This is a genomic window from Quatrionicoccus australiensis, from assembly GCF_020510525.1.
Taxonomy (GTDB): Bacteria; Pseudomonadota; Gammaproteobacteria; order Burkholderiales; family Rhodocyclaceae; genus Azonexus; species Azonexus australiensis_B.
Genome location: NZ_CP075188.1, coordinates 2,809,699 through 2,836,168 on the forward strand (window position 1 = coordinate 2,809,699; position 26,470 = coordinate 2,836,168).

Genomic DNA, 26,470 nt, shown 5'->3' on the forward strand with positions numbered 1-26,470 from the left:
GCTACTCGGCCTGGCCTTCGCGCAACTGCTTGCGCCGGATCAGCAGCGCCAGCATCAGGCAGGCGAAGATGATGACAAGCAGGCCATAGCCCCAGTACGGATAGGAGAAGGTCGAGAACTGCGCAACCTTGCCTTCGCCGAACACGGTAGGCATGAAAGGCTTGACCGTGAAGGCGCCCCACGGGTGCATGTTGTGGCCGAAGAACCACAGCCAGCCGGCGTAGGTGATCACGAAGAAGACCGGCAGCAGCGCCGGGACCAGCGCCAGCAGCAACTGGAAGGGACGGATCTTCGCCGTACCGGCGATGACGACACCCATCACCGCGAACAGCCCGAAGATGACGAATTGCGACACCTGGCGCACGTTGTCGCCCCATTGCTGGATGCGATCCATGTCCTTGAAGAACGTACCGGATTCGCGCATGTAATCCTGGACATGGCTTTCGAGGTGGCCGAGCACGAACTGGTCGACGATGATCCAGGCGGCGACGGCGGCGAAGCCGGCGGTCAACACGATCAGACGCGGCTTTTTCCTGGGCAGGGCAAAGGCCAGCATCATCACCGCGAAGAAGCCGAAGAAGAACTTGGCGAGCGGCTTTTCGACCGGCGCGCCGGTGGCGATCGGGAACATGCCGACATAGTGGTTGATGGTGTTCATTTCATGCACGCAGTCGAGGCCTTCGGCGCCCTTGTCGACATTCTTGGCGGCATCGGTGATCGGGTTGTAACGTTCATCCTCGGCCGCGAGATCCTTCTGGATGATTTCGCCGGCCATGCGCGTGCCCTTGCCGGCCGCCTTGCAGCCGTTATAGACGCCATCGAAATGAAAATGGATGCGGATGCCGTCCGGGAAGGCATCGGGCGGATAGTTCGGAGCGGTCAGCGAGACCCACCAGATCGGTGCGAAATAGGCGGCGATCAGCGCGACCAGCGCAATGAAGGTCAGCCCACCGACGATTTTGTTCTGTTTTTCCATCATGCTGCTCTCTGTTCCTTTGGCTCCCGGATTTCCTGCGGGAGAAACGCTGCCCACCTCGGGCGGGCAGCGGGCAAAACAATGACTGCTCTTACTTCTTCTTGCCGGCCTTCGGCTTGCACATATTGCCCGGCATCACCAGGCTCGACTGGTAGGCGGAGATCGCCACCAGTTGCTCGTTGGTATAGGGCTTGATGACCTTGACCATGTCCGGGTTGGCGTTACGACGATGGCCGTCGCGAATCTCGGTCATCTGGCGCAGCAGGTACTTGTAGTGCTGGCCGGCGATCACCGGATAGAACTTGGCCTTGTCGCCCTCGCCGTTCTTGCCGTGACACTCGAGGCACTGCTTTTCGTACAGTTCCTTGCCCTTGGCAATCTGCATGGCGGCATCGACGCCTTCATACTTGCCGTGTTCAAGCGGGATGCACAGGCTGTTGATGTAGGCGGCAGCGTCGGCCAGTTCCTGCGGATCGGTCAGCGTGATGGCAAACGGATACATGGTCGGGTTGTCGCGCAGACCGGCCCGGATGTCGGCCATCTGCTTGATCAGCACGGTCGAGTGCTGGCCGGCCAGTTGCGGGAAGGTGCCGTCGGGACGACCGGCGCCGGACGGCAGGTGACAGGCGCCGCAGACTTCATAGGCTTCCTGGCCGTTCTTGACGTCGCCCTTCTTGTGCAGCGCCTCGACCTTTTCGCCCTCCTGGGCATTCCACTTGTAATTCTTGCCTTCGATACCTTCCTGCTTCGGGGCCGGCGGCCCCGCCAGGGCGATGCCTGCACTGAGCAAGCCAATAAGCAACAGTGATGCTTTCATTTTCGATGTCCTCGATGGTGTGTTGTTCGAAATGCCAGACCATTGTCGGCAGTCGAAACCCCGGATTCCTTGATAAGTATCAGTTCCGGGGAACGGCAACGATCTATTTCAGTTTGGCGAGGAAAATCGAGATCGCCTTGATTTCCTCGTCGTTCACCAAGTGCATGACGCCCTTCATGGCGGCCGTCTGGCCGTTGTTGCGGGCACCGCTCTTGATGTCCTTCATCTGCTGTTCGGTGTAGGCCGCGTTCTGGCCGGCAATCTTCGGGTAATTCGGCATCAGCGGCTTGTCGCCCTTGGGGCCGTGGCAGGCATTGCAGGTTTTGTCGGCGTACAGCGCGGCGCCATCCGGGGCCGCTATCACGGGGCTGGCAACGAGGCCAGCGGCAAGCAGTGCAAGAACCAGTTTCATCTATCTCTCTCCTGAATCGGGAAACAGGGGACGGCGCTCACCGCCCCCTTGGGTCAGCCTCGATCCGGGATCGAGGCATCAGACTTACTTGACCTTCTTGGCGCCGTTCTGCTCAAGATAGGTCTTGGCACGCAGACCGATGTCGGCGGCCTTGACCTGGTATTGCCAGACTTGCTCGGCCCACAGGTTGGCCTGGTCCCAATCCTTCTTGGCGGCAGCGGCTTCATGCTTGGCCTTGGCTTCCTTGGTCTTGTTGAGCTGGTCGGTTGCGTCTTCGACCATGTTCACCACGTCCGGGAAGTCCTTGTAGTTGGTGCTGACGATGTAGCCGACCACGGAATCGATGACGGCTTGCGTATCGACCACCTTCTTCACCGTCGCCTTGTAGTCGGCTTCGGTGTAGCTGGCCTTGACTTCGACCGTCTTGCCCGGCTTCCAGCCCTTCGGCTTGACCAGCAGGTAACCCTGCATTTCAAGGTGCAGCGCCGAGCAGAATTCCGTGCAGTAGTACGGATAGACGCCTTCCTTGTCAGCCTTGAACTTGACGGTGACCGTCTTGCCCGGCTCGATCGAGGCATGCACGTTGAAGGTCGACACGGCGAAACCGTGCGTTTCATCCTGGGCCCGTTCGAGGTTGGTCAAGTGGATGGTGATTTCGTCACCCACTTCGGCCTCGATGGTTTCCGGCGTGATGTGCGAGCGGATCAGCGTCCCGAAGACTTCGATCTTGTTGCCCTTCTTGACGATCTTTTCCTCGCCGGCACGGACTGCACCCGGATTCGGCTTGTCGGTACGGGAGTCGGTCCCGACCTTGTAGCGCACGCCCGGCTTCAGCTTCGAAGCTTCGATGGCAACCACGTAGTGCGGCTCGCCGAGCGGAATCGGCATGTCGTACAGGAGTTGCATCTTGTCGTTCGAGATGTCGATCAGCTGGTGGTTTTGCGGATGCAGCGGGCCGACCGGGTTGAAACGGTCGATCGACAGCTTGTTCAGCGCCACCAGGTAACGGCCCTTCGGATCAGCCGAGTCGCCTTCCATGGTCATCAGGTGACCGATGTTGTAGTGCACCGAGATCTTGTCGAGCACCTTGCCCTGACAGTGATCCCATTTGACGACCTGCGAATCGACGTAGAGCGAGGTGTAGGCGATACAGGACTTGCTGTCGTACTGGGTGTGCAGCGGGCCAAGGCCGAGCTGGACCTGGGTATGCAGCGCATCCTTCATGCCGATCACGGGAATGCCGTACGGATCCTTCGATTCGAATTTGCCAGCCTTGATCGCGGCCTGGATCTTTTCAAAGGAGAACACGGAAACGTGCGTATCGAGCTTGCCGGCGACGGTCAGGAACTTGCCGTCCGGGGTCACGTCGACGCCGTGCGGCGACTTCGGTTCCGGCACCAGGAAGAGGATGCCTTCCTTGATGGCCGTTTCCATCATCAGCACATCGTGGCCGTTAATTTTCTTGGCCTTGCCCTGGGCAACCAGTTCGGCCGCCTTCTTCCAGTTGATCACGTGCAGGTAGTCGGTGTCCTTGGCGGAACAGCCGGCTTCATACGGCGGACGACCCTTTTCGATGCCGCCGACGTAACGCTCGGAACAGAAGGAATTGGTGAACGACCAGCCGTCGGACGGGCCCTTGCCGGCATCCGACAAGTCCTGCGAATACGGCGGCAGTTCGATCGAGAAGGAGTGCTTCGGATCGATGCGGCCTTCCTTGCGGTCAAACTTCCAGTAGGTGATGCCGCCGCGATACTTCTCGTTGAACTCTTCGAGCGGGTAGAACTTCTTGTTCTCGAGCGGCGAGGCGTACTGGGCGGCTTCGATGATGTAGTCGGTATTCGGCGTGACGAAGGCACCGCCGTGTTCCGACTTGAAGATCGGGTTGACCACGATCTGCTTGGTTTCAAAGTCGCGCAGGTCGATCACGGCGAGGCGCGGATTGGCCTTGTCGTTGATGAACAGGAACTGGCCGTCGTACTTGCCCTGGGTTTCGGAAATGGCCGGGTGGTGCGTGTCGCCCCAGTTGATTTCCTTGCCGTCGATGTTGCCCTGACGCAGGACTTTCTTCGACTCTTCATCGAAACCGTAGCCTTGCCAGGGTTCTGGCGTAAAGACACCGATATATTTCAGGATGCGCATGGACGGAATCCCGTAGACCAGCATCTGTCCCGACTGGCCACCCGAACTGAAGGCGACGAAGTCGTCGCGCTTGCCGGTCGGCACGTAGGTCTTGGATGCGGCCAGCAGATCCTGCTGACTGAGGTTGCGACGTTTCATCACGTCCTGTAACGACTCGGCGGCCCAGGCGCTTGCGGCGCTGAGCCCGATCCCGGCTGCAATGAGCAGCACGCTGGATTTGACTGCAAATTTTTGCATTTGAATATCTCCCAACAAAACAGAAGTAATACGGCCTGCCCCCATCGTCGCCTGCGACCAGATGCCGCAGCGGCAATTTGTCGCACTGTAAGCCGGGCCGATTTTTAAAAAATTGATGTCTGTTAAATCCAATCCGGTAATTGTGAGGAAAATACTGGCAAGCCTTGTGGCGCCGCGATCCGGGCGCCCCGGAACAGCCCAAACCCTCATCCAGAAAGGATCTTCCATGCGCCATCCCGTCTTTTTCGCCGCCGGCCTGCTCTTCTCGGGCGGTCTGCTTGCCGCTGCCGCCGACCAGATCGAGATCCATCAACCCTATGTCCGGCTCGCCCCGCCCAATGCACCGGCAGCCGGCGCCTTCATGGTGATCAGGAATACCGGCAGCAAGGACGTCAAAGTCGTCAAGGCCGACAATCCGGCAAGCCGGGTGACCGAACTGCACACGCATCTGAACGAGGCCGGCATCATGAAAATGCGCCAGGTGCCGGCCATCGAGATCAAGGCCGGTGGCGAAGCCCTGCTCCAGCCGGGCGGCCTGCACATCATGCTGATCGACCTCAAGGCACCACTGCAGGAAGGCGACAACATACCGATCACCCTGGGCTTCGACGACGGCAGCAGCAAGCAGGTCAACGCCAAGGTCATGCGTCCGCTGCCGACCGGCATGCGGATGCAGCACTGAACCCGCATTTTTGCGTTTTCCAGGCGGTCGACCGCCTGGAAACGGGATTTTTCCGCCGCCAGGCCTGGATATGAAAACACTGCTCACCACCCTGCTTGCCCTGCTCTGCATGGCTTCCGCCCAGGCCGAACACGCCCACGGCAAGATCGACGACAGCCTGCCCGATGCCGAGCGCATCCGTTTCTGCGAGCGGATGCGCGACCAGGCATTGCAGGCTTTTTACGACCGCGAGCATGGTCGACCGATGAAACTGTTTGCCGAAGACGGCAGCCGCGGCCCGCGCATCGCCAACCAGATCACCCGCCGCATTTACGCCGAACCGCAGATCGCCGCCCGCCGCCACGCCGAGACCTTCGGTCGCGCCACCTGCAACGAAATGATGGGAGCAGCGCCAGACAGCGACTGAGGCAAGTCGCACGCCAAATTGATCAAGATCATTTTTGTCGACCGCCAGGCGCGAAAGAATGGCGGCTCCTTGCTCCCGGACGCAAAATCCTCATGCTGTCGCTGCCCCGCCTGTTTCTTCCGCTGCTGCTGATCGCGGCACTGCCCGGCAGCGCGCATGCCGAAAGCGGCGCCAGCCTGTATGCGCGTCTCGCCGGCCAGGCCAAAGCCGGCACCTGCTTCGAAGTCGACATTGACCTCGACAACGGGCCGGGACTGAACGGTGACAGCGGCGAACTGACCTACCCGATGGCCTTCAACAACGTCGCCGAAGGCTGGAGCTGGCAACCGGGCAGCCAGCCCGATGTGGAAGACTATTACCGCTACAAGTTCCTGCCGCTCGGCTCAACCGAGGAGGCCCGCGGCGAATACCGGGCGGAAGACCGGATCGGCGAAATGCAGACCATGCAGGTGCGCTGGCGCTACGATTATTTCCTCGCCTTCGACAACATCTATGATTTCTACCGGCGCGAAGTCAATGACGCCGCCGGTTTTGCCAGCCATCTGCCGGCCGGCCTCGCCGCCAACACGGCCATGCGCGCCCGGGCCTGTCTGGAGGAACCGCTGAGCAGCGAAAGCACAACCTTCTGGAAGGCAACGCACGGCCAGCCGGTCGATTTCACCCTGAAAAAACGTTACCTGATCGGCAAGCTGCAGGCCATCGACTTTGTCGACCGCCACAGCGCGACCATCGTCAGCAGCGTCATTCCCCTGCCGCAGGCGGCACCCTGATGCCCAGCCCGCGCTCCACTCCTGATCACGGATATGCCATGACCCACCCCAAGCCCAGCCTCACCCGCACGCTCGTTTTTGCCCTGACCAGCGCGTTGACCGCCGGCAACTGCCTCGCCGCCGATGAACTGCCGCCGGCCCTGCAGGCCAGCGTCAGCAGCCTCGGTCAACTCAATGGCCAGGCCCTGGCCTGCAAGCAAATGGCGCTGAGTACCCGCCTGCGCGACATCCTGATCCATGACGCGCCCAAGGAGCGGGCGGTCGGCGAAGCATTCGAACAGGCCACCCAGGAGGCGTATCTGGCACAAGGCCAGGCCGGCAAGGCCTGCCCGGACAGCAAGTCGCTGGCCGGCCGGGTTGATGCCGTCGCCGTCGAGTTGCGCCGCGCCGTCGGGCAAGCACACTGAGCATGAGCATGCTGCGACGCTGCCTGCTCATGCTTTACCTCGGCTCCCTGCTGATTGCCCTGCCGGCGCTCGCCGAGCCGGCCCACAAGCTGCTCGCCGGCGAAGCCAGTGCGGTCAATCCGCGCTATCTGCTGATCGGTCCGGACGGCCAGGCGGTCAGCGACCAGGACTGGCGCGGCCGTTTCCAGCTGATTGCTTTCGGCTACACCTATTGCCCGGACATCTGTCCGACCACGCTGGTCGACATGGCCGAACTGCTCAAACAGCTCGGCCCCGACGCCGACCGCGTCCAGGGCATCTTCATTTCGGTCGATCCGGAGCGCGACACGCCGCGCGTGCTGCAAACCTACACGCGCTTCTTCGATGCCCGCATCCTCGGCCTGAGCGGCACGCCCGAACTGGTCCAGCGGGCGGCGCGCAACTACCGGGTGCGCTATGCCAAGGTCGCCGGCAAGGATGCCAAAAACTATGCGGTCGACCATTCGGCAGGACTCTATTTGCTCGATCCCGCCGGCCAGTTCGTCAAGAAATTCGCCTACGGCCGACCGGTTGATGAAATCCTCGCCGAACTCCGCGTCTTCCTGAGCACGTTCGAAACGCAGCGCTGAATCCCGGCATTTAACCGAAGCCACCCGGCTTCCCAGGAAAGATCATGGCTAAACATCCGCTCCACCATTTCATCGCCCTTTGCTGCGCCACGCTGCCGCTGTTCGCCAGCGCGGCCGACGCCGCGAGCGCCCCGGCCAGCGAGAAAATCGCCCGCGGCCTGTTGCTGCAACACGCCGGCCGGATGATCTTCACGCCCTGCCGCGAGCGCACCTACGTCCAGCTCGAAGACACGTCGCCCGACCAGCAGCTCAGCGCCGCTCTGGTCAAGCTCGGCCTGGCCGAGAACAAGCCGCTCTACGTCGAATTCACGGGGCTGGCCGAAGCCGATCGCCTCAAGGTGTCGTGGATCAACTTTGCCCACACCGATGCGCGCTGCCAGGCCAGCGCCAATCCGGACGAGAAATGGCGCGCCCTCGGCGCTGCGCCGGACTGGACGATGCACCTGAGCGAGCAGCAAGTCCGGCTGAATGAAGCCGGCCAGCCCGAATTCCGCCACCACGAGGTCGTCATTGCGGCGGGCAGCGCAACCGTCGCCATCACGGTCGGCAAGGAGCAGCCCGAACAATGGCAGTTGACCCGGCAGTTATGCCGCAGCCAGGACAAGAACAGCCTGTTCGGCTGGCAGGCCGAACTGCGACGTCCGGGCAAGGTCCTGCGCGGCTGCGCCTGGCAAGGCTATTGAAAATCCGCGGCCGAACGAATCCGCAGCCGACCGATGTTTTTAGGTGAAAATACGCCCTGCCCGCCGGTCGACCGCTGCGGGCCTGCCATTCTCCCTAGCCGAAAGTCCATTCCGTTGAGCAAACTGCCGCCGCCCCTGTCCTACCCGGTCATTCGCCCCAAAGCCTGGCGCATTGCCTGGCTGGCGATCCGGCCGCGCACGCTGAGCGTGTCGGTGGCGCCGGTACTGGTCGGTTCCAGCCTGGCCTGGGCCGAGGGCAGCAGCGTGCACTGGCTGGCCTTGGTCGCCGCGCTGTGCTGCGCGACGCTGATCCAGATCGCGACCAATCTGCACAACGATGCGGTCGACTGCGAAAAAGGCAACGATTTGCCCGACCGTCCCGGCCCGCTGCGCGTCACCGCGGCCGGCTGGGTGACGCCGGGCACAGTGCGGCGCGCCGCGCTGGGCAGCTTTACCGCCGCTTTCCTGCTCGGCATCTACCTGGCCGTGGTCGGCGGCTGGCCGATCGTCGGCATCGGGCTCGCCTCGCTGCTCGCCGGCTGGTCCTACTCGGGCGGCCCACGCCCGATCTCCTATTCGCCCTTCGGCGAACTGTTCGTGCTTTTCTTCTTCGGCGTGCTCGCCGTCGGCGGCAGCGTCTGGCTGCAAGGGCACGCGCCCGATCTCAGCACCCTGCTCGCCGGTCTCGTCTGCGGCCTGCCGGCCGCCGCCGTGCTGGTCGTCAACAACACACGCGACCGCGTCGCCGACCTGCGCGTCGGCCGCCGCACGCTGGCCGCGCTGCTCAGCCGGGCCGGCGCGACCCGCGCCTACGCGGCAATGATGCTGCTGCCTTTCGCGCTGCTACCGCTGCTCGCCTGGTTCGGTCACAGCGGCGCCCTGCTCGGCCTGTTCGCCCTGCCCAACGCGCTCGCCAAGGTGCGCGCCTTCGCCGCCGCCAGCAGCGATCCGGCACTCAATCCCCTGTTACCGGCCACCGCGCGCTGCGGCCTGATCCTCGCCGTGCTGCTCACCGCCGGCTTCCTGCTTGAACTCGCCTGATGGACATCCTGCTGCCGCTCAGCCTCGCCTTCATCATGTTCTCGCTCGGCGTCAGCCTGCAGCCGGCCGATTTCCGGCGCGTCTTCGCCAGCCCGCGTGCGATAGCCATCGGGCTCGGCATCCAGATCCTCGGCCTGCCGCTGCTCGCCTTCCTGCTGCTCAGCCTGTCCGGTATCGGCGGCGAGATGGCGGTCGGCGTCATGATCCTGGCCAGCACGCCGGGCGGCGTCAGCGCCGGTTTGCTCACGCTGCTCGCCGGCGGCGAAACGGCGCTTTCGGTTTCGTTGACCGCAATCACCAGCCTCGGCGTGCTGTTCACGCTGCCGCTCACGGTAGGACTGGCGCTAGCGCATTTCGCCGGCGGCGAAGCCAGCCTGCAGATGCCGGCCATGCGCACCGGTGTCGGCGTTTTCCTGATCACCGTGCTGCCGGTCTGCCTCGGCATGTTCTTCCGGCAACGCAAACAGCAATTGGCCGGCCGCCTGGAAAAGCCGCTCGCCCGGCTGTCGACCGTATTGTTCATCCTCATCGTGCTCGCCACCTTCGTCGCCCAGCGCGAAGTCGTGCTCGGCAACCTGCCCAGCCTCGGGCCGCTGCTCGTCGTGCTCAACCTGCTGACCATGGGGCTGGGTTTTCTCGCCGGCGGTCTCGGCGGCCTGCCGCGCCGGCAGCAACTGGCGCTGGCCATGGAATGCGGCCTGCACAACGCGGCGCTCGGCATTTTCGTCGCCAACCTGCTGCTGCAGGTGCCGGCCCTGGCCGCACCCAGCGTGGTCTATGCCTTCCTGATGAATTTCTCCGCCTTCGGCCTCGTCTTCCTGGCCCGCCGGCGCTGCCCGGCAACGGACGCCAGCCCGGCCTAGTTCGCTTTTTTCGGCGCGCCGTCCGGCTCGCAGTCGGGGCAATAGCCGTACAGCGTCAGGTGGTGCTCGGCCAGGCGGTAGCCGTTGCTGGCGGCGATTTCCTGCTGCCGCGTCTCGATCAGCGGGTCGCCGAATTCCTTGACCCGGCCGCACTTGAGACAGACCAGGTGATCATGGTGCTTGCCGTCGTTGATCTCGTAGACCGACTTGCTGCCGTCGAAAACCTGGCGCGACAAGGCGCCCACCTCGTCGAACTGGGCCAGGATGCGATACACCGTGGCCAGGCCAATGTCGTCGCCCTGACCGAGGAGCAGGCGATGCACCTCCTCGGCACCAAGATGGGTGCCGGCGTGACCGCTGAACACTTCGAGGACTTTCATGCGCGGGTAGGTGACCTTGAGACCAAGGCGGCGCAATTCTTCTTTCGCGTTCATTTGTCAGTCCCGGCGCCGGAATTGCCCTTGCCCAGCGCGTTGACCGCCCGCCCGAAGCTGCCCAGGCCGCTGTTCTTGACGAACATGCAGGGCTTGCCGGTACGCTTGCACTGTTCCTTGACCCGCCAGTAGGCGTTGTGACTGATGCAGCCGGCCTGGCAGATGACGATGTCGGCCGCGGCCAGCGCGCCGTCGATGCGGTGCAGGCTTTCCTCGAGACCGCCGTCGTGGTGCAGGAAATGGCCGCCCGACTGCTCGACCACCTCGCGGTAGGAATTGACGCTGCCGGAACGCCCGCCGACGCACAGCACGCACTTGCCCGACAACTGCGGCCCGGGCAGCTCCGCCAGATCGTCTTCGTCGGCCCGGCTCAGCGACTCGATGGTCTCCTCGGCGTATTTGGCGAAATCGCGCAGGCGGGTCAGTTCGCGCGTCAGCTCCTCGTTTTCCTGGCGCGTCGCACGCGCCCGTTCTTCGGCATCGGCCAGGCGCTGCGCCAGTTTCTGGCGCGATTCGAGATCGGGCAGCGCTTCGCGCAGCGTATCGGAGGCGCGCGCCAGATTGCTCGCCCGCGCTTCCCTGGCGACCAGTTCGGCACGCAGCTGGGCGATCGTCTGCGCCGCTTCCTGCGCCTGCGTCGCTCGCTTCTGGCGCAGATCCTCGGCGTCGGCCAGGGCGGCATCGAGGCGAGCCTGCAGTTCGGCATTCTTCGCCTGCGCATTGATCAGGGCCTGCTGCTCGGTGCGGTCATGCGCGCCGAGCTGGTGCTGGATCATGTGGATGTCGCCGTAGATTTCCTGGTCGAGCTGCTCGTTGCTGCACGGATGCGTCCAGCACGCCCAGAGGACGGCCGGGATGTCGCGCTTGGCGCGGCAGGCGGCCTGCCAGGCGCGGCGCAGCTCGGCGACCGACTTGCAGGCGGCGAGCTGGCGAATGCTCAGCTGGTAACGTTTTTCCAGCGATTTCTGCAGGATTTCGGCGAGCCGGCTTCTTTCCTCGCAGGCGCCGACCGCCGTGGTGTGCAGCATGAAATCCGAGGCATCGCGCGGCAGGTGCATGACTTTTTGCATCAGGCGGCGCAACTCGTCGCATTCGAAACAGACGCCGACGATGGGGCAATGGAATTTGTGGGAAATCTCCCACAGCTTGCGCCGGCGCGAACCGACCGCAACTTGCGCCTTGGGCAGGGCGGGCGGCGTCATCGCCTCGGCGAGCAGGGAATGGCCAGCGCCGAAGGAACCGCCGGCGACATGAAAGGGAAATCCGGACATCGATGTTCTCCGCAAAGTGAATCAGGAATGGCCGGGCAGCGGCCCGGACGCAAGACCCGAACGGGCTCGGGGCGCGGCATTGACGGCCGCAGAAGCAGGCGCCAGGCTGTTTTCGAGACGCCGGCTGGCCCGCTCGCAGAGGCCACGCACGTCGGCATCGAGATCGTCGAATTCGCTGAGTTGCTCGAGCAGGCGAATGGCGTGCCGGGTCGAATGCGGGCAGCCGGTTTCCTGGTGAATCAGCAACTGACTCACGACGCCGGCCCAGAAGTTATTGCTAGGCATGATTGACCTCCCTCAAAAACAGCTCAAAGCCAGCCAGAGAAAGCCGGCCGCGATGGAAATACTGAAATAGAGACTGTCCGGCCGGGTCAGCGCCCGCCCACCCGGGGCGGCCGGGGATGACCGACGGCTGGCGGCCTGGCCGCCCGACTGCAAGAAAGTGATGTGCATGCTGCCTCCACGAGAGGATTGCCGGATTGGCTGGCTAGCACGCGGGCTTGGCTGGCTTGTTGAGAATAATTCTTATCAAAAACATTGGCATTGTCAAGCAAATGAGAACCGTTGCTATTTGAGCAGTGAGTCGCGCGCTAACTTGCCGCGCCTGCCAGCCGCCTTTTCGCGCTTGCATTTTGCCCGAACTTAAATAACAATAATTCTCATTCGCCAGCAAACGGCGAAAAACGCCTAGCCAGCCAGTGCGCCGCAATCGCCCCCAGCCAGCCGGATTTCCCTGTCACCAGGGGGCTGCATGCGGCAGCGGATTGTCCGTACCGGCAAGGCCGGAGCCGGCATCCGGTCGCATCCCTCCGCAACTCAAGTGCAATCTTCATGGATATCGAACCGATGCCGCTCGCGCTTCGCCTGGCGGCGATCGTCGCCCTGCTTTCGGCCAGCGCCCTGCGCGGCAATACCTGCAACAAGACCGACGCCCTGTGCGCCCATCTCGCCGCAGCGGCGGGCGCCGACGGCATCGATCCGCGCCTGCGCAGCACCCTGGAACAAGTCCTGGCCGGCTGGCAGGCGGTCGACTGCCAGCCCGCCTCGATTTCGAGCGAATTTTTCCCGTTGACCGTACCCGGTCAGCTTCTCCACTAACCGTTCACTGGAAAGAACACGCAATGTCCCGTTACACCGGCCCCCGCCTGAAAGTCCTGCGCGCCCTCGGCGTCGACCTGCCCGGCCTGTCCCGCAAATCGACGCAGGACCGCCCGCAGCCGCCCGGCCAGCATGGCGCCCGCAAACAAAGCAGCCGCAAGTCCGAGTTCGGCCTGCAATTGATGGAAAAGCAGAAGCTGCGCTACAACTACGGCCTGACCGAGCGCCAGTTGCGCCGTGTCGTCGTCGATGCCAAGAAGGACAAGGGCGCCACCGGCAACAAGCTGGTCGAGCTGCTCGAACGCCGCCTCGACAATCTCGTCTTCCGCGCCGGCTTCGCGCCGACCATCCCGGCCGCGCGCCAACTGGTCAGCCACGGCAAATTCGAGTTGAACGGCAGGCGCGTCACGATTCCGTCGATCCGCCTGCGCATCGGCGACCGCTTCGGCCCGAGCGAGGCCGGCCGAAAAATCGATCTCGTGCGCACCACGCTTGAAGCGCCAGCCCTCGAACGCCCGGAATGGATCGCCTACGACGCCACCACCGGGACGGCGCACCTGAACCACCTGCCGGACGGCGATTCGGCGCCCTTCCCGCTCGACCTGCAGCGCATCGTCGAGTATTACGCGACCCGCCTGTAAAAAAGGCGACCCTGCGGTCGCCTTGTTGCCTGCCTCGCCGGCGGACTAAGTCCGCATGGCGATCACCGCCAGCGGCGCCGTGGCGCTGGCGAGCAGGCTGTCATCTGGGCCGTACAGGCTGGCGCGTGCATTGACCATGCTGCGCCCAATCTTTTCCAGCTCGGCTTCGGCGAACAGTTCGCCGGCCGGCGCCGGGCGGAAGTAATTGCTGGTCTGGCTGACCGTGGCCAGCGTCATGCCGGCCGGGGTTTGCGAGAAGGCGGCAAAGATCATCGCAAAGTCGAGCAGCGCCGCAACGATGCCGCCCTGCACGACACCATTGCCCTGGGTGAAGGCCGTGCCGACCGTGAAACCGAGACGCACCCGCCCGTCGCTGGCCGAGACGATGCGCATGCCGAGCGAAATGGCCAGCGGATTGCTGTCGACCGCCAGGTCGCGCAAGCCGCCGTCGATCGCGCGCCGGACAAGCAGGCGTTCGGGATGATCGGTCACGACTGCCCTCAGCCCTTGAGCAGGCCGTCAAGGATGGCGATCATCTGGTCGATTTCGCCTTCGCTGACATTGAGGGCCGGCATGAAGCGCAGCAGGTTCGGCCGCGGCGAATTGAGCAGCAGGCCCTGCGGCGCCAGTTCGAGGCCGCGCTTGACGATGTCCGGGCCACGCTCGTCGGCAAGCACCAGGGCGCGCAACAGGCCGGAGCCGCGTTCGCCCTTGAGGCCGTGGCGGGCGCTGAGTTCGAGCAGTTTCTGCGACAGGTACTGGCCGCGTGCCTCGACACCGGCCAGGAAGCCCGGCGCCAGCAGCGCCTTGGTGACGGCCAGGCCGACCGCCGTCATCAGCGGGTTGCCGTTGTAGGTACCGCCCTGGTCGCCCGGCTCGAAACAGCAGATGGCTTCGCGGGCGAGCAGCGCGGCGAGCGGCACGCCGCCGCCGATGCCCTTGCCCAGCGTCATGATGTCCGGCGTGATGCCGGCGTGTTCGTAGGCAAACAGCTTGCCGGTACGGCCCATGCCGGTCTGCACTTCATCGACGATGAGCAGCACGCCGCGCGCTTCGGTCAGGGCGCGCAGTGCCTTGAGGAATTCGACCTCGGCCGGAATCACGCCGCCCTCGCCCTGCACCGGTTCAAGCATGACGGCGACGGTTTTCGGCCCGATCAGCGCGTCGACCGCTGCGATGTCGTTGTAGGCCGCCTTGTGGAAGCCCGGCACCTGCGGTGCATAGAGCGTGTCCCAGCCGGCCTTGCCGGAGGCCGACATGGTCGCCAGCGTACGGCCGTGGAAGGAATGGTCGAAGGTGATGATCTCGTGCGCACCGCCCTTGTTGAGGCGGCCCCACTTGCGCGCCAGCTTGATGGCGCCTTCGTTGGCTTCGGCGCCGGTATTGGCGAAGAAGACGCGGTCGAAGCAGGAATTCTCGGTAAGCAGGCTGGCCAGCTTGACCATCGGGCCGTTGTAGAAAGCCGGGCTCGGATTGATCAACTGCGCAGCCTGGGTGCTCAGGGCCGTGGCGATTTCCGGCGGGCAGTGGCCAAGGCAATTGACCGCCCAGCCCTGGATGAAATCGAGATAGGCCTTGCCGGTGTGGTCATACAGCCAGGAACCTTCGCCGCGCTCGAAAACGAGCGCCGGGCGGTTGGTGATGTACATCAGCGAATCGGTATTGGCAGATTGGTATTGCATCGTCGGTTTTCCGTAGCGGGGGACGTGAATGGTAAGGGCGTAATGTTACCGAATTACGCCATGCTGCGCCGCACCAAAAACGCCGGACGGCATGCAGCCGGTCCGGTTTGCGCCGCGCCGGGGCGGCGCGATCAGGCCCGCGGCGGACGCCGGCCCGGCGCCTTCTTGACTGTCTTTTTGGCCGCCAGCGTGACCAGGAAGGGAAACTCGGCATCGGCAGACTGGACGATGCGGAACTCTGGCCCGACCGCGCGGGCCAGGCGGGCGACGAGTGCGTCGAGATTGACCGCTTCGCAGCGCAGGTCGGCGGTGACGCTGCCCATGTCCTCGTACACCGGAAAGTCGGAACACCCCGCCGGCTTGATGTCCTGGCCGTAAATCGTGCAGGCGTGTCCGCTCAGATCGTAGGCAGGACAAGGCTTGCTATGCACGTAATACAGCCCGTTGCCGGCCCGGATTTCCTCCGGACCACCGCCCGTGGCCAGGCGCTTGTCGAATGCATTGCGCGACTCGCCAAGCTTCCAGAAGGTCTTGATCTGTTTCCACTCCAGTTCGAGCACCAGCGCATCGAGGCAGCAACAGGGCCTGGCGCAGACGCTGCAATGCGGAATCACGTCAGCCACCTGGTAGGCATCGGCGGCGGCAGCAAGCTCGCTGGCGAGAGAACGGCGGGAATCGCGATTGCTCATTGCAGGGCAGACGGGAAAAACGGGGCGGCGGAGGAAAGGAGGATCACGGTCAACGGGTGTCAGATGGAAAAAATGGGGAGTTACGCCCGAGATCACCCGGGCAGCGCGCAGTATACGGCCAAAGTCACCGGACTTGCCGGCAGAGGCTGGCGGCAGGTAGGCCGGACTGCCGGCATACTGCAATATATTTTCGCCGCGCCACAATATCCGCGTCTGGCGTTCGTCTACCCAGGCATGGACACATCGCTTTCCCTGCCGCCACCTTACGAGAAAAACCGCCTGATGGCCGAGCAGAACCGCCGCCTGACCGAAACCGTTGCCCGCGAAAGCGGGCGGCTGGGCAGCTTCATCCGGCAGCGCGTGCCTGATCCGGGCGAGGCCGAGGACATCCTGCAGGACGTCTTTTTCGAACTGGTCGAGGCCTGGCGCCTGCCGGAACCGATCGAACAGGTCGGTGCCTGGCTGTTCCGGGTGGCGCGCAATCGCATCATCGACCGCTTCCGCAAGCGGCGCGAGGAGCGTTTGCCGGCATCCGGCACCGCGGATGCCGACGAGGACAGCGAACATTGGCTGGAGAACGCCTTGCCGGCCAGCGACGGCGGTCCGGAAGCTGCGCATTTGCGGCGCCTGTGGCTGGATGCCATTGCGGCCGGGCTCGAAGAACTGCCGGCCGGGCCGCGCGATGTCTTCATCGCCCATGAACTCGATGGGCAAAGCTTCAAGGAAATGGCCGCGGCCAGCGGCACCTCCATCAACACCCTGCTCGGCTGGAAGCGGCAGGCCGTCCTGCACCTGCGCGAACGCCTGCGCCCCCTTTACGACGAACAACCCTGAACGAGGAATCACCATGTACTGCTCTACTGAAAAATCCGGCTGCGTTTCACGCTGCCTCAAGATCGGCCTGATGGTCGTTGCCGGCATCTCTGCCCTGACCTGGGTCGTCATGCAGTTATGGAACTGCCTGCTGCCCGACCTGTTTCTCGGCGTCTCGCCGATCGGCTACTGGCAGGCGCTCGGCGTGCTGGCACTCAGTCGCATCCTGTTCGGCGGCCTGCGCGGCAGTTGCCCCAGCCATTGGCACGAACGCCGCGAGCGCTGGGAAAAAATGACGCCGGAAGAACGGGCGCAGCTCAAGAGCCGCTTCCGTAGCCGCTGGAGCGCTTGCCGTTCTTCGGAGAAGAGCGAAGAAGCCGCACCCGCCGACGACAAACCCGCCGGCAAGGCCTGAGCCAGACTGCATGCACCGCCCGCCACCCGCCGGGCGGTGCACGCGCAAAAAAAGCCAAAAATTAAAATCGAAGCCCATGCCCGACAGCCCCACCCTGCCGCCCGCGGCAAGTAACCGCCCCGCCCTGCCCGGCCGCCTGCGCCGTGCCTTCTGGCGCTTTCTGCCCCTGATCGGCAGCCTGCATCTCTACCTCGGCTGGCGTCTGCTGCCACCGCTCGATCTCGACGCCGTCGGCCTGACGCTGGCCATCGCCGGGCTGACGATTTCCACCGGCCTGGTCCCGCTCGGTTTGTTCGCCCGTTTCGTCGTCGACCGCCAGGCGCTGGCCGACCGGCTCGGCTGGCTGGGCGGTCTGGCGATGGGGCTTTTCTCGTCAGTGCTGGTGTTGACCGTATTGCGCGATCTCGCCCGGCTGTTCGCCGACGCACCGGCGCTGGCCGCGCCGACGGCCATCGGCGTGCTTGCCCTTGCCGGCCTGTTCACGCTGCTCGGCTATGTCAATGCGCGCCGCGTTGCCCGCGTCGTCCGGGTCGATATCCCGCTGAGCGGGCTCCCCGAGGCGCTAGCGGGATTCACCATCGTCCAGCTCAGCGACATCCACGTCGGGCCGACGATCAAGCGAAAATACGTCCAGGCCATCGTCGACCGCGTCAACCAGCTCGCTGCCGACCTGGTCGTCATCACCGGCGACGTGGTCGACGGGACAGTCGAACAGTTGCACGCCGATACCGCACCGCTCGGCCAGTTGCGCAGCCGGCATGGCAGCTACGTGGTGAGCGGCAACCACGAGTATTACTCCGGCGCCAAGGCGTGGCTGCGCGAATTCACACGCATCGGGCTGCAAGTCCTCGATAACCGCCACGTCGTCATCGAGCACCGTGGTGCCCGCTTCGTTCTCGCCGGGGTCAGCGATTACTCGGCCGCCGCTTTCGACGTAAGCCAGGCCAGCGACCCGGTCGCCGCACTCGCCGGCAGCCCGCCCGGCCTGCCGCGCATCCTGCTCGCCCACCAGCCACGCTCGGCCAGCGCCGCCGCAGCCGCCGGCTTCGACCTGCAACTCTCCGGCCACACGCACGGCGGCCAGTTCTGGCCGTGGAACCACTTCGTGCCCTTGCAGCAACCCTTTACCGCCGGCCTGCACCGGCTCGGCCGGCTGACGGTCTATACCAGTCGCGGCACCGGCTACTGGGGGCCACCCAAGCGCTTCGGGGCACCTTCGGAAATCAGCGTGCTGCGCCTGGCCAGCGGCTGAAGGCCGGTCAGGGAATCGTTCGCCGTTTCGCCGGAAACAACCTGCCGGCCATTGACGACTCGAGAGGAAGCAAGACTATCCCGCTCGCGTCTGATTGCCGCCCTGACGCCTGGCTTCACGCAGGGCCACATCGGCGCGGGCAACAATGTCCCTGGACTGGTCACTCAGCTGATACGAGGCAAGCCCGAAACTGACGCTCTTTTGCTGAGCGACAAGTAGTTCCATAGGGGCCAGCAACTGGCGCAGGTTTTCCGCCAGTTTTATCGCCCCCTTCTGGTCGGTTTGCGTACAGACGAGCATGAACTCGCAGCCACCAACGCACCCGAGCACATCGGTTTTGCGAGTATGGGCCTTCAGGACATCGGCCACGGCAAGCCGCACCTGACGGTCGGCCTCGGCAACAACACCGTCATTGAGCTCATGGTTCCCGTCGATATCAAGCAGGATGACACTGAAGGGATGACCGAAGCGCAAAGAACGCTGGAATTCGCTCTCCACTACCTCATTCATCTTCACACGATTGAACAGGCCGGTCGGCTTATCCGTTACCGACAGCCGGGCCAGTTCCCGGTTCAGCGTATTGAGCCTGTGCATCCAGGCCAGCACAAGGACCAGCACACCAGCCGCTGCGCCGGCAATCTGCCAGACCAGCGTGTAGTCGACTCCATTCTGGACATTGATCGGAACATGCCGGTTGGCGATGGCTTCGCGCTCCGCCGCCGTCACCGTTTTGACTCCCTTGTCGAGAATATCCCGCAACAGGGGTTCATCCTTCACTACGCCGATGCGCAACTGGTTGGAATAGGCCGGGATGTGTCCCGAGATTTTCAGGTTGAAGAACCCCTGCTTCTTGATCGCATAGGCGGCGACGATCAAGGAACGTACCGTCATGTCGGCCTTGCGCTCGGAAACATAGCTGATCGCCTCGGCCTCGCTATCCGTGGTGATCACCTTCAAATTGGGGAAGTCACGCCGGATGCGCTCCTCGATCATCGTGCCGCGGGGCAAGACCACGGTATGCTCGGCGAGATCCCTGGGTTCGCCGATATAAGGATGCTCTTCACGGGTGATGATGATGTTCTGGTCGTAAAAGATCGGCTGGGTGAAGATCAACCACTGGTCGCGCGCCGGCGTCTGGTTGAGAAAACTCATCAGCTGGCAGCGCTTGCTCTTCGAGGCCACCAGCGACTCATCCCAGGTCTTGACCGGATACACCTCGATTTTGAGGCCAACGCGCTGGGCCACCAGTTGCAGCAGATCGGCGGCAATACCTTCGTGCTGCCCCTGGGCATTGATCTGTTCAAAAGGAATCCAGTCGGGATCAACACATACCCTCAGCGTCCCGACCCGCTCCAGGTAGGCCTTCTCCTGCGGTGTAAAGGCAATGCCGGCGGGTGCTGCATCAGCAGCCCGCAGAATGGGAGCAAAAACCAGCGGCAAGAGCAGGCGCAAGACAAAAAAGAGGAAATTCATCATCGGGGCGATCATCACTGACAGTTATTGTGCACTTGCAGCCGCCCCCAAGCCCTGCGGGCCAGGTGTTCCAGCAAACCCAGATCGAGGCGCCCCAGGGCTGCGCGCACCCAGGAAGCAAGCCGTTCGTCATCTTCCGTCCGGATATCCAGTCCGGCCAGCCAGTCCTCGATACCGCTGACATCGCCGTCGCTGGCCAGGGTGGCGAGTTCGAGCCAGCGTCCGGCAGTCACGCCACCCGGCGTCGGGCTGGCGGAACCGATTTTCAGCAGCAGCATCCATAGTGTCAGCAGCAAGTCTTCCGACAAGGCCGGCTTGCGCAATATCGCATCGAATTCCACCCCGGCCGGAAATCCGGGAGGCCGTTGCGGCAATGCCGCTGAAAGCAGGATGACCGGCATGAATTGCCCAGAGTCGCGAATCTGACACAGCAGATACCAGCCATCGCCTTCCGCCATCATCTGATCGGTGATGATCGCATCCCACCTTGAGTTTTCAGCCTGTTCGAGCGCGGCCAAGGCGTTGCGAGCCACGCCCGTATCGAAGCCGGCTTCGCCGAGCTGATCGCGCAGCAATGCAAGATGTTCCGGATCATCCTCGACCAGCAACACTCTGGGAGAAGACGCGACCACAGGCAAACCGGTCAAGTCAGGCAAGGACACCAGTGGCCTGGCGCTGACGGAAAAGGCATTGAGCTCCACGCCACTGACTTCTTCAGGCGCCAGCAGGGGGCAATGCAGGGTAAACCGGAAACAGCTCCCCTTGCCCGGATCACTGCTAACGGCAATATCGCTCCCCATCTGGCGAATCAACTCGCGACAAATGGGCAAGCCCAGACCAAAGCCGGAACGCCTGCGGCGATCGCCCTGCCCATTTTCCGGGCCGCGGACGAAGGGTTCAAAAATGACCCTGATCTGCTCCGGCGTAATCCCTTCCCCATCATCCCTGACAACGAATTCCAGAAGCGCTGTCGCATCCCTGAGCGAGGCCTTGCATTCAAGCTGAATCTCGCCATGTCGGGTGTGCCGATTCGCATTGCTCAGAAGGTTTTCGAGCACCTGGCGCAAGCGCAGGCCATCCAGCAAGACCGCTGGCGGCAACTCAGCCGAACGTACGCAGACAAAGCGGTTGCCCTGCGCTTCGCAAGACACCTCGGCGCCGGCCACCACCTCTTCCAGCCAGCTGACAAACGGCGTCGGCACCGGCGAGACACTGAGTTTGCCTGCTGCCACCCTTGCCTCATCGAGCAATTCGTCAATCAGGCCAAGCAGGCGGATTGCCCCCTTTTCGATGCCGGCGGCACCTTCGGCCAGAGACAGGCGGGCAGAACCGCGCCGCAGCATGCGGGCAAAACCAAGGATCGTGTTCAGCGGCGAACGCAACTCATGGCTCACCCGCGCGAGAAAGGCCGATTTGGCCTGCTGCAACTGCTCCGCCACGGCCAGTTGCTGCGACAGCTTGCGGGTCTGCTCGACCATGCCGATCAGAATGAAAGGCGCCGAGAGCAGATAGCCGGCCAGGCTGAAATCCATCGCCTTCGCCCAAGGCAGAATGCCCAGGTTAGCCAACTGGCGAGCCGTCTCAAGCAACAAGCCAAGCGAAAACGCAGCGGCAAACCAGCGCGCTGGCGCATAACCCCGCCGCCAGAGCACGAGAGGCAGCGTCAGGCCGGCCAGATGCACACACACCGCGGCCACGGCCAGCAGGCGAGCCCCCAGACCATAATCGAAAAAGCTGACGCAGACCGCCCCTGCGGCAATCCAGCGCAAGATCCGGAGCAGGGTTTCGGCACGGGGCAACTGGCGTGGCAAGTCGAGCGCGAAAGAAAGCACCCTGGCCAGCGCAAACAGGGCCAGCCCGGCAAACAGCGACAGCATTTGCAGTGGCACAGCCATGTCGTGCGGCCAGAGATAAACCCCGATGAAATTTTGCCGGGCCGACTCCAGGCCGGCAATGGCGATCAGGAGCAGGCTCAACCAGAGATAGCGGGTCTGCCGCAACCGGATGAAAGCGAGCAGCGCCAACCAGCCGCTGATCAGAATCCCGGCCAGGATGGCGACCAGCCACAAGCGGCTTTCGCCCGATGCGAAGCGATAGGCTTGCGGCTCCCACAGGATGCAGGACATGTCGGTCGCACCGCGTGCGACAACCCGGATCAGCAGTTCACGATTTTCGCCGGGCGCCAGGGTGACCGGGAACACGGCATCCGTCGCCACCACGGGCTTTTGGGCCAGCGCCACACTGCGCCCCGAGTACATCGCCTGCCAGTCATTGCCGCTTCGCAGATAAAGCGTGACCAGATTGATCTTGGCCGTTCCCACCACCAGCCAGCGGGTGATGGGCTGCGCCCCGGCATGAACCAGGGAGACGCGCAACCAGAACACCCCGGCATTGAAACCGCGTACCAGATCCTCAGGCTGAGCTTCGCGAAACGCGTCACCCATGGCCAGCACTTCGGTGTAATGCAGCTTGCCCGCCGGATCATGCAACAGGCTCAGGCTGCCGGACAGGTCAATGCGTTCCGGGTAGGCATCCAGCGCCAGCGTGGCGGCCGATGCGCCAGAACAGAGCAGCGCCAGCAGCAGCGCCCAGGTGCGCAGCAGATAGCCCGGCAAACTCATGCCTCGGCACCATCTTCGGTAGCATCCTGATTGCCGATCCGGCGCCGGAAGTCACGCGGCGTGCATTCAAAACGCTCCTTGAATGCCGTTGAAAAATTGGCCGGTGATGAATAGCCGCAATGCACCGCAATATCGGCAATCGGCGTATCGGTCTGCGACAACAGCTGGCGCGCCAGACGCAGGCGTTGTTCGCGCAACCAGGCAAAGACCGGCAGCGAAAAGGCTTCATGGAAAGCCTCGTTCAGGCGCTTCTCGTTGGTCCCCAGTTGCTGCGCCAGCTTTTCCGGCGATGGCGGATTGCCCAGCTTGTCCATGAGAAGCTGGGTCGCAGCGCTGACCAGTGCCGACTGTTCCGTCCCCTCGACGGGCCTTGGACTCTGCGCCTCGCCCAGGCGGCGGGAAAGCTCAAGATGAATACCCAGCCGCGCCAGAACCTCCTCCTCGCAAACATAGGGCTTGATGATGTAATCCACGGCCCCGAGCGACAAGCCGGTCAGACGATCTTCCCTGTCTTCGGCCGAGGTCAGGAAAATCACCGGGATCGCCTGCGTCCGGGGATCGGCCTTCAGGCGCCGGATCGTGCCAAAGCCGTCCATCCCGGGCATGCGCACATCCAGCAGAATCAGGTTGGGCTGCTTGACCTGCGCCTTGCGATAACCGTCCAGCCCATCAAAGCTGACCAGGGTGCGCCACTTGCGCGCCGCCAGCAGGTCGATCAGCACACGCAATTCGGCAACGGAGTCATCAATCAGCAGCAGGGTTGGCGCAGGGGCAGTAACAACATCCATGGCAGGCACGACAGGCAATAACAGGTCAAGCCATGCAGGCTACCGATTGAAGCCGCCGGGGGGAATAGCGGCGGGCACAAATATTCGCCAGTACAAAGGTTTTTGCCGCCAGACCAAAAGTCCATGCCTGCCAGACGGTCGACCATGCAAAAAAGGCAAAAAATATCCTCTACAGCAAAACTTCCCGGCGCCAGCGCAAAAATGGCCGATTGCATTCCTCCTTAGACTAACAAGGTCAAATTTTCCGCACGTTTTTCCCAGGGGATGGAAGCATGAACAGCAAAAACAATGGATCAATGAATCGCGTGTTCCGGGTTGTATGGAACGCCGCCACCGGCGTCTGGCAGGCCGTTTCGGAAGTGGCCAGCGGGCATGGCAAACGCCGCAGCAGCGGCCAGTGCGTCAAGCAGGACACTCAACCCGCCTGGCCGCTGAGCGCCCTGGCGCTGGCCGTCGCAACAACGCTGGCGACAGGGCCGTTGCACGCGGGAGAACTTGGTGCGCAAGTGTTCACCGATATCAACGCCAATCTCACTGTCCAAAGCGACCAAACGATAACGCTGCCGTATGCATCTGGCACAAAAATTGGTATTCACGCCCTGTGGGATACCTTTTCGACGAACACCACCCTGAGAGCGGATCTAGCCAATGAGGGCATGATCGATGTGCAGTCCTCGGATGGATACACAGCGGGAGTCAGGATCATGTCGGTGCCGATGCCAGGTTCAGGCGCGATTATCCTGACTAACAGAAACAGGATCTCAAGCCAGAGCTTTGGTGGAGCGGCCGACGGACTGGTCGTCGCAAATCAAGTGGGCGCGCTCCTTATTTCGAACGAGGGTCCCAGGGCTCAAATTAATGTGAGTGGAACCGCCGGGCGCGTCAGTGGAATTTCCCTGGATGGCAGTCTACTGTCGGGGGGCAGCTATATAGGGAACCAAGGTGTCCTGAGTGTAACTAGCAGCGATGGTGCAGCAGGCAACACCTATGGCATTAACGCACGCTCATTGAACGGTGGTGCCTATATCCGGAATGAAACAACTGGCAGAATCACGGTGGCCAACAGTAATGCCAGCAGTACGGGAACAGTGTACGGGATTTATACCGAGACAGTGCGGGACACGTCCGGGGTGACCAATTTCGGCGCGCTGAATGTCAGCAGCACCCATGGTTCGGCGACCGGGATCAATGTCGGTACCTTGAGTGATAGTGCCACTATCCAGAGTAGTCAGATCACCATGCAGGGTGGGAACGGGGCCTGGGGTATTGTGGTCGGTACAGCCCAAGGGAACTCGACGGTTGTTAACCAAGGATATATTAGTACCGCTGTCCAGACCGGTCCGGCCACCGGTATTGAGGTTGCCAGCCTGAACGGAAATGCCAGCATCTCCAACGCGGGGGGGATCATGCTGACCTCCGGGGATATTGCTGCCGGCATTACTGTGCGGAACCTGAATAGTGCTGCCGCAGTTGCCATTGATAATAGCGTCACGATTAATGTCAATTCGACTAGCGTCGCTGCACTTGGCATGATGATCGGGAGCGGAACCGGCACAATCCGTAACAGCGGCCTCATTAACGCAACCATGAACGGGGTAGCTGATGCAATGGGGTTTTCTCTCATGGTGGGGGGGGCTGGGAATACCGCTACCAATACCAGTACCGGTGTGCTGAACGGCAATTTAGGCATCGCTGGAACGCTGAATAATGCCGGCACCATCAGCCTGCCGCACAACGCCAACACCGATCAGGGCGGGTTGTCTGCCTCGGTCGGCACCTTCGTCAATACCGGCACGCTGGAGATCGGGCTGCTGACCAATGGCACGACCACCACGCACTCGCAACTGCTGACCGACACGGCGACCTTCGACGCGGGTTCGAAAATCAAGGTGAATGTGCTGGCTGCATCGACAAACGAGGCGCTGCTGGTCGGGCAAACCCTGCATGATGTGGTCAAGGCCTCCACATCCCTGACGGTCAATGCGGCTCCGACGATAGACGACAACTCGGCACTGCTCAATTTCGAATATGCACGAAATGGCAACTCGATCGACCTGAATGCCGTTGCGGGCACCACGATTCTCGACTCGACTGCGGCTGGCGGCGGCTCCTCGAATGCCCAGGCCGCAGCTGGCGCCCTGATGCGCATCAAGGACGATGGCATCACCCCCGCGATGACCCCGATCTTTACCGCCCTGAACGCCCTGCCGAGCGATGCCGATGTCGCCCGGGCGGTCAACAGCCTGACGCCGGTGACGACGCAGGCCGCGCAGCAGGCTGGTGTGCAGATTGGCAATACCATCCAGAACATCATCGGGACGCGCCAGGCAGCCAGCCTGAACGGCAGTGGCCTGAACGCCGGCGATACGCTGCTGGCCAACCGGAACTTCTGGCTCAAGCCCTTCGGCTCCTGGGCCAAACAGGATGACAAGGGTGGCCTGAGCGGCTTTGACCTCAAGACCCGCGGCATTGGCCTGGGCCTGGACGGCGAATATGCACCGCAGCAGAAACTTGGCTTCGCCTTCTTCTATACCAACGCCGACGTCAATGTGAACAACATGGCCCAGAAGGCGGATCTGAATGTCTACTCTGCCCTGCTCTACGGCAGCCTGCCGGTGTTTGACGACAAGACCAATGTTCTCTACCAGGCCGGCTATACCGCCCAGGAGACCGACACCACGCGGCAGATTGCCCTGACCGGCCAAACCGCCAAGGGCAATTACACCGCTACGGTCGCATCGGTCGACCTGAAACTGGTGCGTGATTTCCAGGTTTCCGAGCGACTGCTGCTGCAACCGCTGGTTTCGGCCAGCTATCGCAGCCTGACCAACCCGGCCTACAAGGAAACGGGCGCCGGTGCCGCAAATCAGCAGCTTGACCGGATGACCAATTCGCAAACCACGGTGGGGCTTGGCGTACGTGCCAATTACCTGCTCGACGAGCAGTCGAAGCTGATCACCAACCTGCATCTCGGCCACGACCTGAACAGCAGTGCGGTTACGATCTCCAGCAGCTTCGACGGGGCGCCCGGCGTCAAATACCAGACCCGCGGCATCGACAATGGCCGCAACAGCTATGAGCTGGGCCTGGGCTATGAACGCAAGGTCAGCGACAGCAGCAAGCTCAACCTGATGTACACCCGCCAGGGTCAGGGCAACAGCTTTGCCAACGACGCCATCTCGGCCACCTACAGCCTGAAGTTCTGAGTAGCTCACCGGCAATCCTGAGAAGCCTCGTTCGCGAGGCTTCTTT

General features: G+C 62.9%; 28 protein-coding genes. 14 read left to right on the forward strand and 14 right to left on the reverse strand.

Going from position 1 to position 26,470, the window contains the following annotated elements:
- Position 1: 1 nt before the first annotated feature.
- From KI612_RS13500 to nosZ, 4 genes are all read right to left on the reverse strand, one after another.
- Positions 2 to 979, reverse strand: coding sequence for a hypothetical protein (locus KI612_RS13500; protein WP_226440597.1), 978 nt, complete (start codon positions 977 to 979; stop codon positions 2 to 4).
- An 88-nt stretch (positions 980 to 1,067) separates the two neighbouring features.
- The gene (locus KI612_RS13505) at positions 1,068 to 1,793 is read right to left on the reverse strand and encodes a c-type cytochrome (protein ID WP_226440598.1); all 726 of its coding nucleotides are present in this window, start codon (positions 1,791 to 1,793) and stop codon (positions 1,068 to 1,070) included.
- Between the two features lie 103 nt (positions 1,794 to 1,896).
- A complete protein-coding gene (locus KI612_RS13510) occupies positions 1,897 to 2,205 on the reverse strand; it encodes a c-type cytochrome (RefSeq protein ID WP_226440599.1) in 309 nt (102 codons plus the stop codon).
- Positions 2,206 to 2,289: 84 nt separating this feature from the next.
- Complete coding sequence (gene nosZ, locus KI612_RS13515; RefSeq protein ID WP_226440600.1) at positions 2,290 to 4,581, reverse strand: Sec-dependent nitrous-oxide reductase; 2,292 nt, start codon at positions 4,579 to 4,581, stop codon at positions 2,290 to 2,292.
- A 226-nt stretch (positions 4,582 to 4,807) separates the two neighbouring features.
- Here nosZ and KI612_RS13520 point away from each other — a divergent pair, with 226 nt between their 5' ends.
- The 8 genes from KI612_RS13520 to KI612_RS13555 all read left to right on the forward strand — a co-directional run bounded on the left by KI612_RS13520 (position 4,808) and on the right by KI612_RS13555 (position 10,041).
- Positions 4,808 to 5,263, forward strand: coding sequence for a copper chaperone PCu(A)C (locus KI612_RS13520; RefSeq protein WP_226440601.1), 456 nt, complete (start codon positions 4,808 to 4,810; stop codon positions 5,261 to 5,263).
- A 70-nt stretch (positions 5,264 to 5,333) separates the two neighbouring features.
- Positions 5,334 to 5,669: a hypothetical protein gene (locus tag KI612_RS13525; protein ID WP_226440602.1), complete on the forward strand. Its 336-nt coding sequence runs from the start codon at positions 5,334 to 5,336 to the stop codon at positions 5,667 to 5,669.
- Positions 5,670 to 5,761: 92 nt separating this feature from the next.
- Complete coding sequence (locus KI612_RS13530) at positions 5,762 to 6,439, forward strand: hypothetical protein (protein ID WP_226440603.1); 678 nt, start codon at positions 5,762 to 5,764, stop codon at positions 6,437 to 6,439.
- A 38-nt stretch (positions 6,440 to 6,477) separates the two neighbouring features.
- Positions 6,478 to 6,846 carry a hypothetical protein gene (locus KI612_RS13535; RefSeq protein WP_226440604.1) on the forward strand — a complete coding sequence of 123 codons (369 nt, stop codon included), beginning with the start codon at positions 6,478 to 6,480 and terminating at the stop codon, positions 6,844 to 6,846.
- Between the two features lie 2 nt (positions 6,847 to 6,848).
- Complete coding sequence (locus tag KI612_RS13540) at positions 6,849 to 7,454, forward strand: SCO family protein (RefSeq protein ID WP_226440605.1); 606 nt, start codon at positions 6,849 to 6,851, stop codon at positions 7,452 to 7,454.
- 44 nt (positions 7,455 to 7,498) lie between these two features.
- Positions 7,499 to 8,137: a hypothetical protein gene (locus KI612_RS13545; protein WP_226440606.1), complete on the forward strand. Its 639-nt coding sequence runs from the start codon at positions 7,499 to 7,501 to the stop codon at positions 8,135 to 8,137.
- Positions 8,138 to 8,251: 114 nt separating this feature from the next.
- Positions 8,252 to 9,178: a 1,4-dihydroxy-2-naphthoate octaprenyltransferase gene (gene menA / locus KI612_RS13550; protein ID WP_226440607.1), complete on the forward strand. Its 927-nt coding sequence runs from the start codon at positions 8,252 to 8,254 to the stop codon at positions 9,176 to 9,178.
- The gene (locus KI612_RS13555; RefSeq protein ID WP_226440608.1) at positions 9,178 to 10,041 is read left to right on the forward strand and encodes a bile acid:sodium symporter family protein; all 864 of its coding nucleotides are present in this window, start codon (positions 9,178 to 9,180) and stop codon (positions 10,039 to 10,041) included. Before menA ends, KI612_RS13555 begins: the two co-directional genes overlap by 1 nt.
- Here KI612_RS13555 and fur read toward each other — a convergent pair.
- From fur to KI612_RS13575, 4 genes are read right to left on the reverse strand one after another with little or no spacing between them, the layout of a single operon-like run.
- Positions 10,038 to 10,475 (reverse strand): ferric iron uptake transcriptional regulator, encoded by a 438-nt coding sequence (fur, locus tag KI612_RS13560; protein WP_226440609.1) that lies wholly within the window; start codon positions 10,473 to 10,475, stop codon positions 10,038 to 10,040. The two genes, KI612_RS13555 and fur, sit on opposite strands and share 4 nt — an antisense overlap.
- Complete coding sequence (locus KI612_RS13565) at positions 10,472 to 11,746, reverse strand: DUF2325 domain-containing protein (RefSeq protein ID WP_226440610.1); 1,275 nt, start codon at positions 11,744 to 11,746, stop codon at positions 10,472 to 10,474. The genes fur and KI612_RS13565 overlap by 4 nt, the downstream gene beginning before the upstream one ends.
- 21 nt (positions 11,747 to 11,767) lie before the next feature.
- Positions 11,768 to 12,031: a hypothetical protein gene (locus tag KI612_RS13570; RefSeq protein ID WP_226440611.1), complete on the reverse strand. Its 264-nt coding sequence runs from the start codon at positions 12,029 to 12,031 to the stop codon at positions 11,768 to 11,770.
- A gap of 12 nt (positions 12,032 to 12,043) precedes the next feature.
- Positions 12,044 to 12,199 carry a hypothetical protein gene (locus tag KI612_RS13575; RefSeq protein ID WP_226440612.1) on the reverse strand — a complete coding sequence of 52 codons (156 nt, stop codon included), beginning with the start codon at positions 12,197 to 12,199 and terminating at the stop codon, positions 12,044 to 12,046.
- A 378-nt stretch (positions 12,200 to 12,577) separates the two neighbouring features.
- Here KI612_RS13575 and KI612_RS13580 point away from each other — a divergent pair, with 378 nt between their 5' ends.
- Both KI612_RS13580 and rpsD read left to right on the forward strand, forming a co-directional pair.
- Entirely contained in the window at positions 12,578 to 12,844 is a 267-nt protein-coding gene (locus KI612_RS13580; protein ID WP_226440613.1) for a hypothetical protein, read from the forward strand.
- 23 nt (positions 12,845 to 12,867) lie between these two features.
- Positions 12,868 to 13,485: a 30S ribosomal protein S4 gene (rpsD, locus tag KI612_RS13585; RefSeq protein WP_226440614.1), complete on the forward strand. Its 618-nt coding sequence runs from the start codon at positions 12,868 to 12,870 to the stop codon at positions 13,483 to 13,485.
- A gap of 45 nt (positions 13,486 to 13,530) precedes the next feature.
- On the opposite strand, the gene KI612_RS13590 is transcribed toward rpsD, so the two are convergent.
- The 3 genes from KI612_RS13590 to KI612_RS13600 all read right to left on the reverse strand — a co-directional run bounded on the left by KI612_RS13590 (position 13,531) and on the right by KI612_RS13600 (position 15,856).
- The gene (locus KI612_RS13590) at positions 13,531 to 13,977 is read right to left on the reverse strand and encodes a PaaI family thioesterase (protein ID WP_226440615.1); all 447 of its coding nucleotides are present in this window, start codon (positions 13,975 to 13,977) and stop codon (positions 13,531 to 13,533) included.
- Between the two features lie 8 nt (positions 13,978 to 13,985).
- A complete protein-coding gene (locus tag KI612_RS13595) occupies positions 13,986 to 15,167 on the reverse strand; it encodes an acetylornithine transaminase (protein ID WP_226440616.1) in 1,182 nt (393 codons plus the stop codon).
- 131 nt (positions 15,168 to 15,298) lie between these two features.
- Positions 15,299 to 15,856 carry a YkgJ family cysteine cluster protein gene (locus KI612_RS13600; protein ID WP_226440617.1) on the reverse strand — a complete coding sequence of 186 codons (558 nt, stop codon included), beginning with the start codon at positions 15,854 to 15,856 and terminating at the stop codon, positions 15,299 to 15,301.
- Between the two features lie 234 nt (positions 15,857 to 16,090).
- Between KI612_RS13600 and KI612_RS13605 the strand changes: the two genes are divergently transcribed.
- The 3 genes from KI612_RS13605 to KI612_RS13615 all read left to right on the forward strand — a co-directional run bounded on the left by KI612_RS13605 (position 16,091) and on the right by KI612_RS13615 (position 18,336).
- Positions 16,091 to 16,690, forward strand: a complete 600-nt coding sequence (locus KI612_RS13605) for an RNA polymerase sigma factor (protein ID WP_226440618.1) — start codon at positions 16,091 to 16,093, stop codon at positions 16,688 to 16,690.
- A gap of 13 nt (positions 16,691 to 16,703) precedes the next feature.
- Entirely contained in the window at positions 16,704 to 17,084 is a 381-nt protein-coding gene (locus KI612_RS13610; protein WP_226440619.1) for a DUF3106 domain-containing protein, read from the forward strand.
- A 76-nt stretch (positions 17,085 to 17,160) separates the two neighbouring features.
- Positions 17,161 to 18,336, forward strand: coding sequence for a metallophosphoesterase (locus KI612_RS13615; protein ID WP_226440620.1), 1,176 nt, complete (start codon positions 17,161 to 17,163; stop codon positions 18,334 to 18,336).
- Between the two features lie 75 nt (positions 18,337 to 18,411).
- On the opposite strand, the gene KI612_RS13620 is transcribed toward KI612_RS13615, so the two are convergent.
- From KI612_RS13620 to KI612_RS19905, 3 genes are read right to left on the reverse strand one after another with little or no spacing between them, the layout of a single operon-like run.
- Entirely contained in the window at positions 18,412 to 19,812 is a 1,401-nt protein-coding gene (locus KI612_RS13620) for a diguanylate cyclase (protein WP_226440621.1), read from the reverse strand.
- Positions 19,813 to 19,823: 11 nt separating this feature from the next.
- Positions 19,824 to 22,430: a hybrid sensor histidine kinase/response regulator gene (locus KI612_RS13625; RefSeq protein WP_226440622.1), complete on the reverse strand. Its 2,607-nt coding sequence runs from the start codon at positions 22,428 to 22,430 to the stop codon at positions 19,824 to 19,826.
- A complete protein-coding gene (locus KI612_RS19905) occupies positions 22,427 to 23,218 on the reverse strand; it encodes a response regulator transcription factor (protein ID WP_319002948.1) in 792 nt (263 codons plus the stop codon). Before KI612_RS19905 ends, KI612_RS13625 begins: the two co-directional genes overlap by 4 nt.
- A 272-nt stretch (positions 23,219 to 23,490) precedes the next feature.
- Between KI612_RS19905 and KI612_RS13640 the strand changes: the two genes are divergently transcribed.
- The gene (locus KI612_RS13640; protein WP_226440623.1) at positions 23,491 to 26,424 is read left to right on the forward strand and encodes an autotransporter domain-containing protein; all 2,934 of its coding nucleotides are present in this window, start codon (positions 23,491 to 23,493) and stop codon (positions 26,422 to 26,424) included.
- The last annotated feature ends 46 nt before the right edge of the window (positions 26,425 to 26,470 follow it).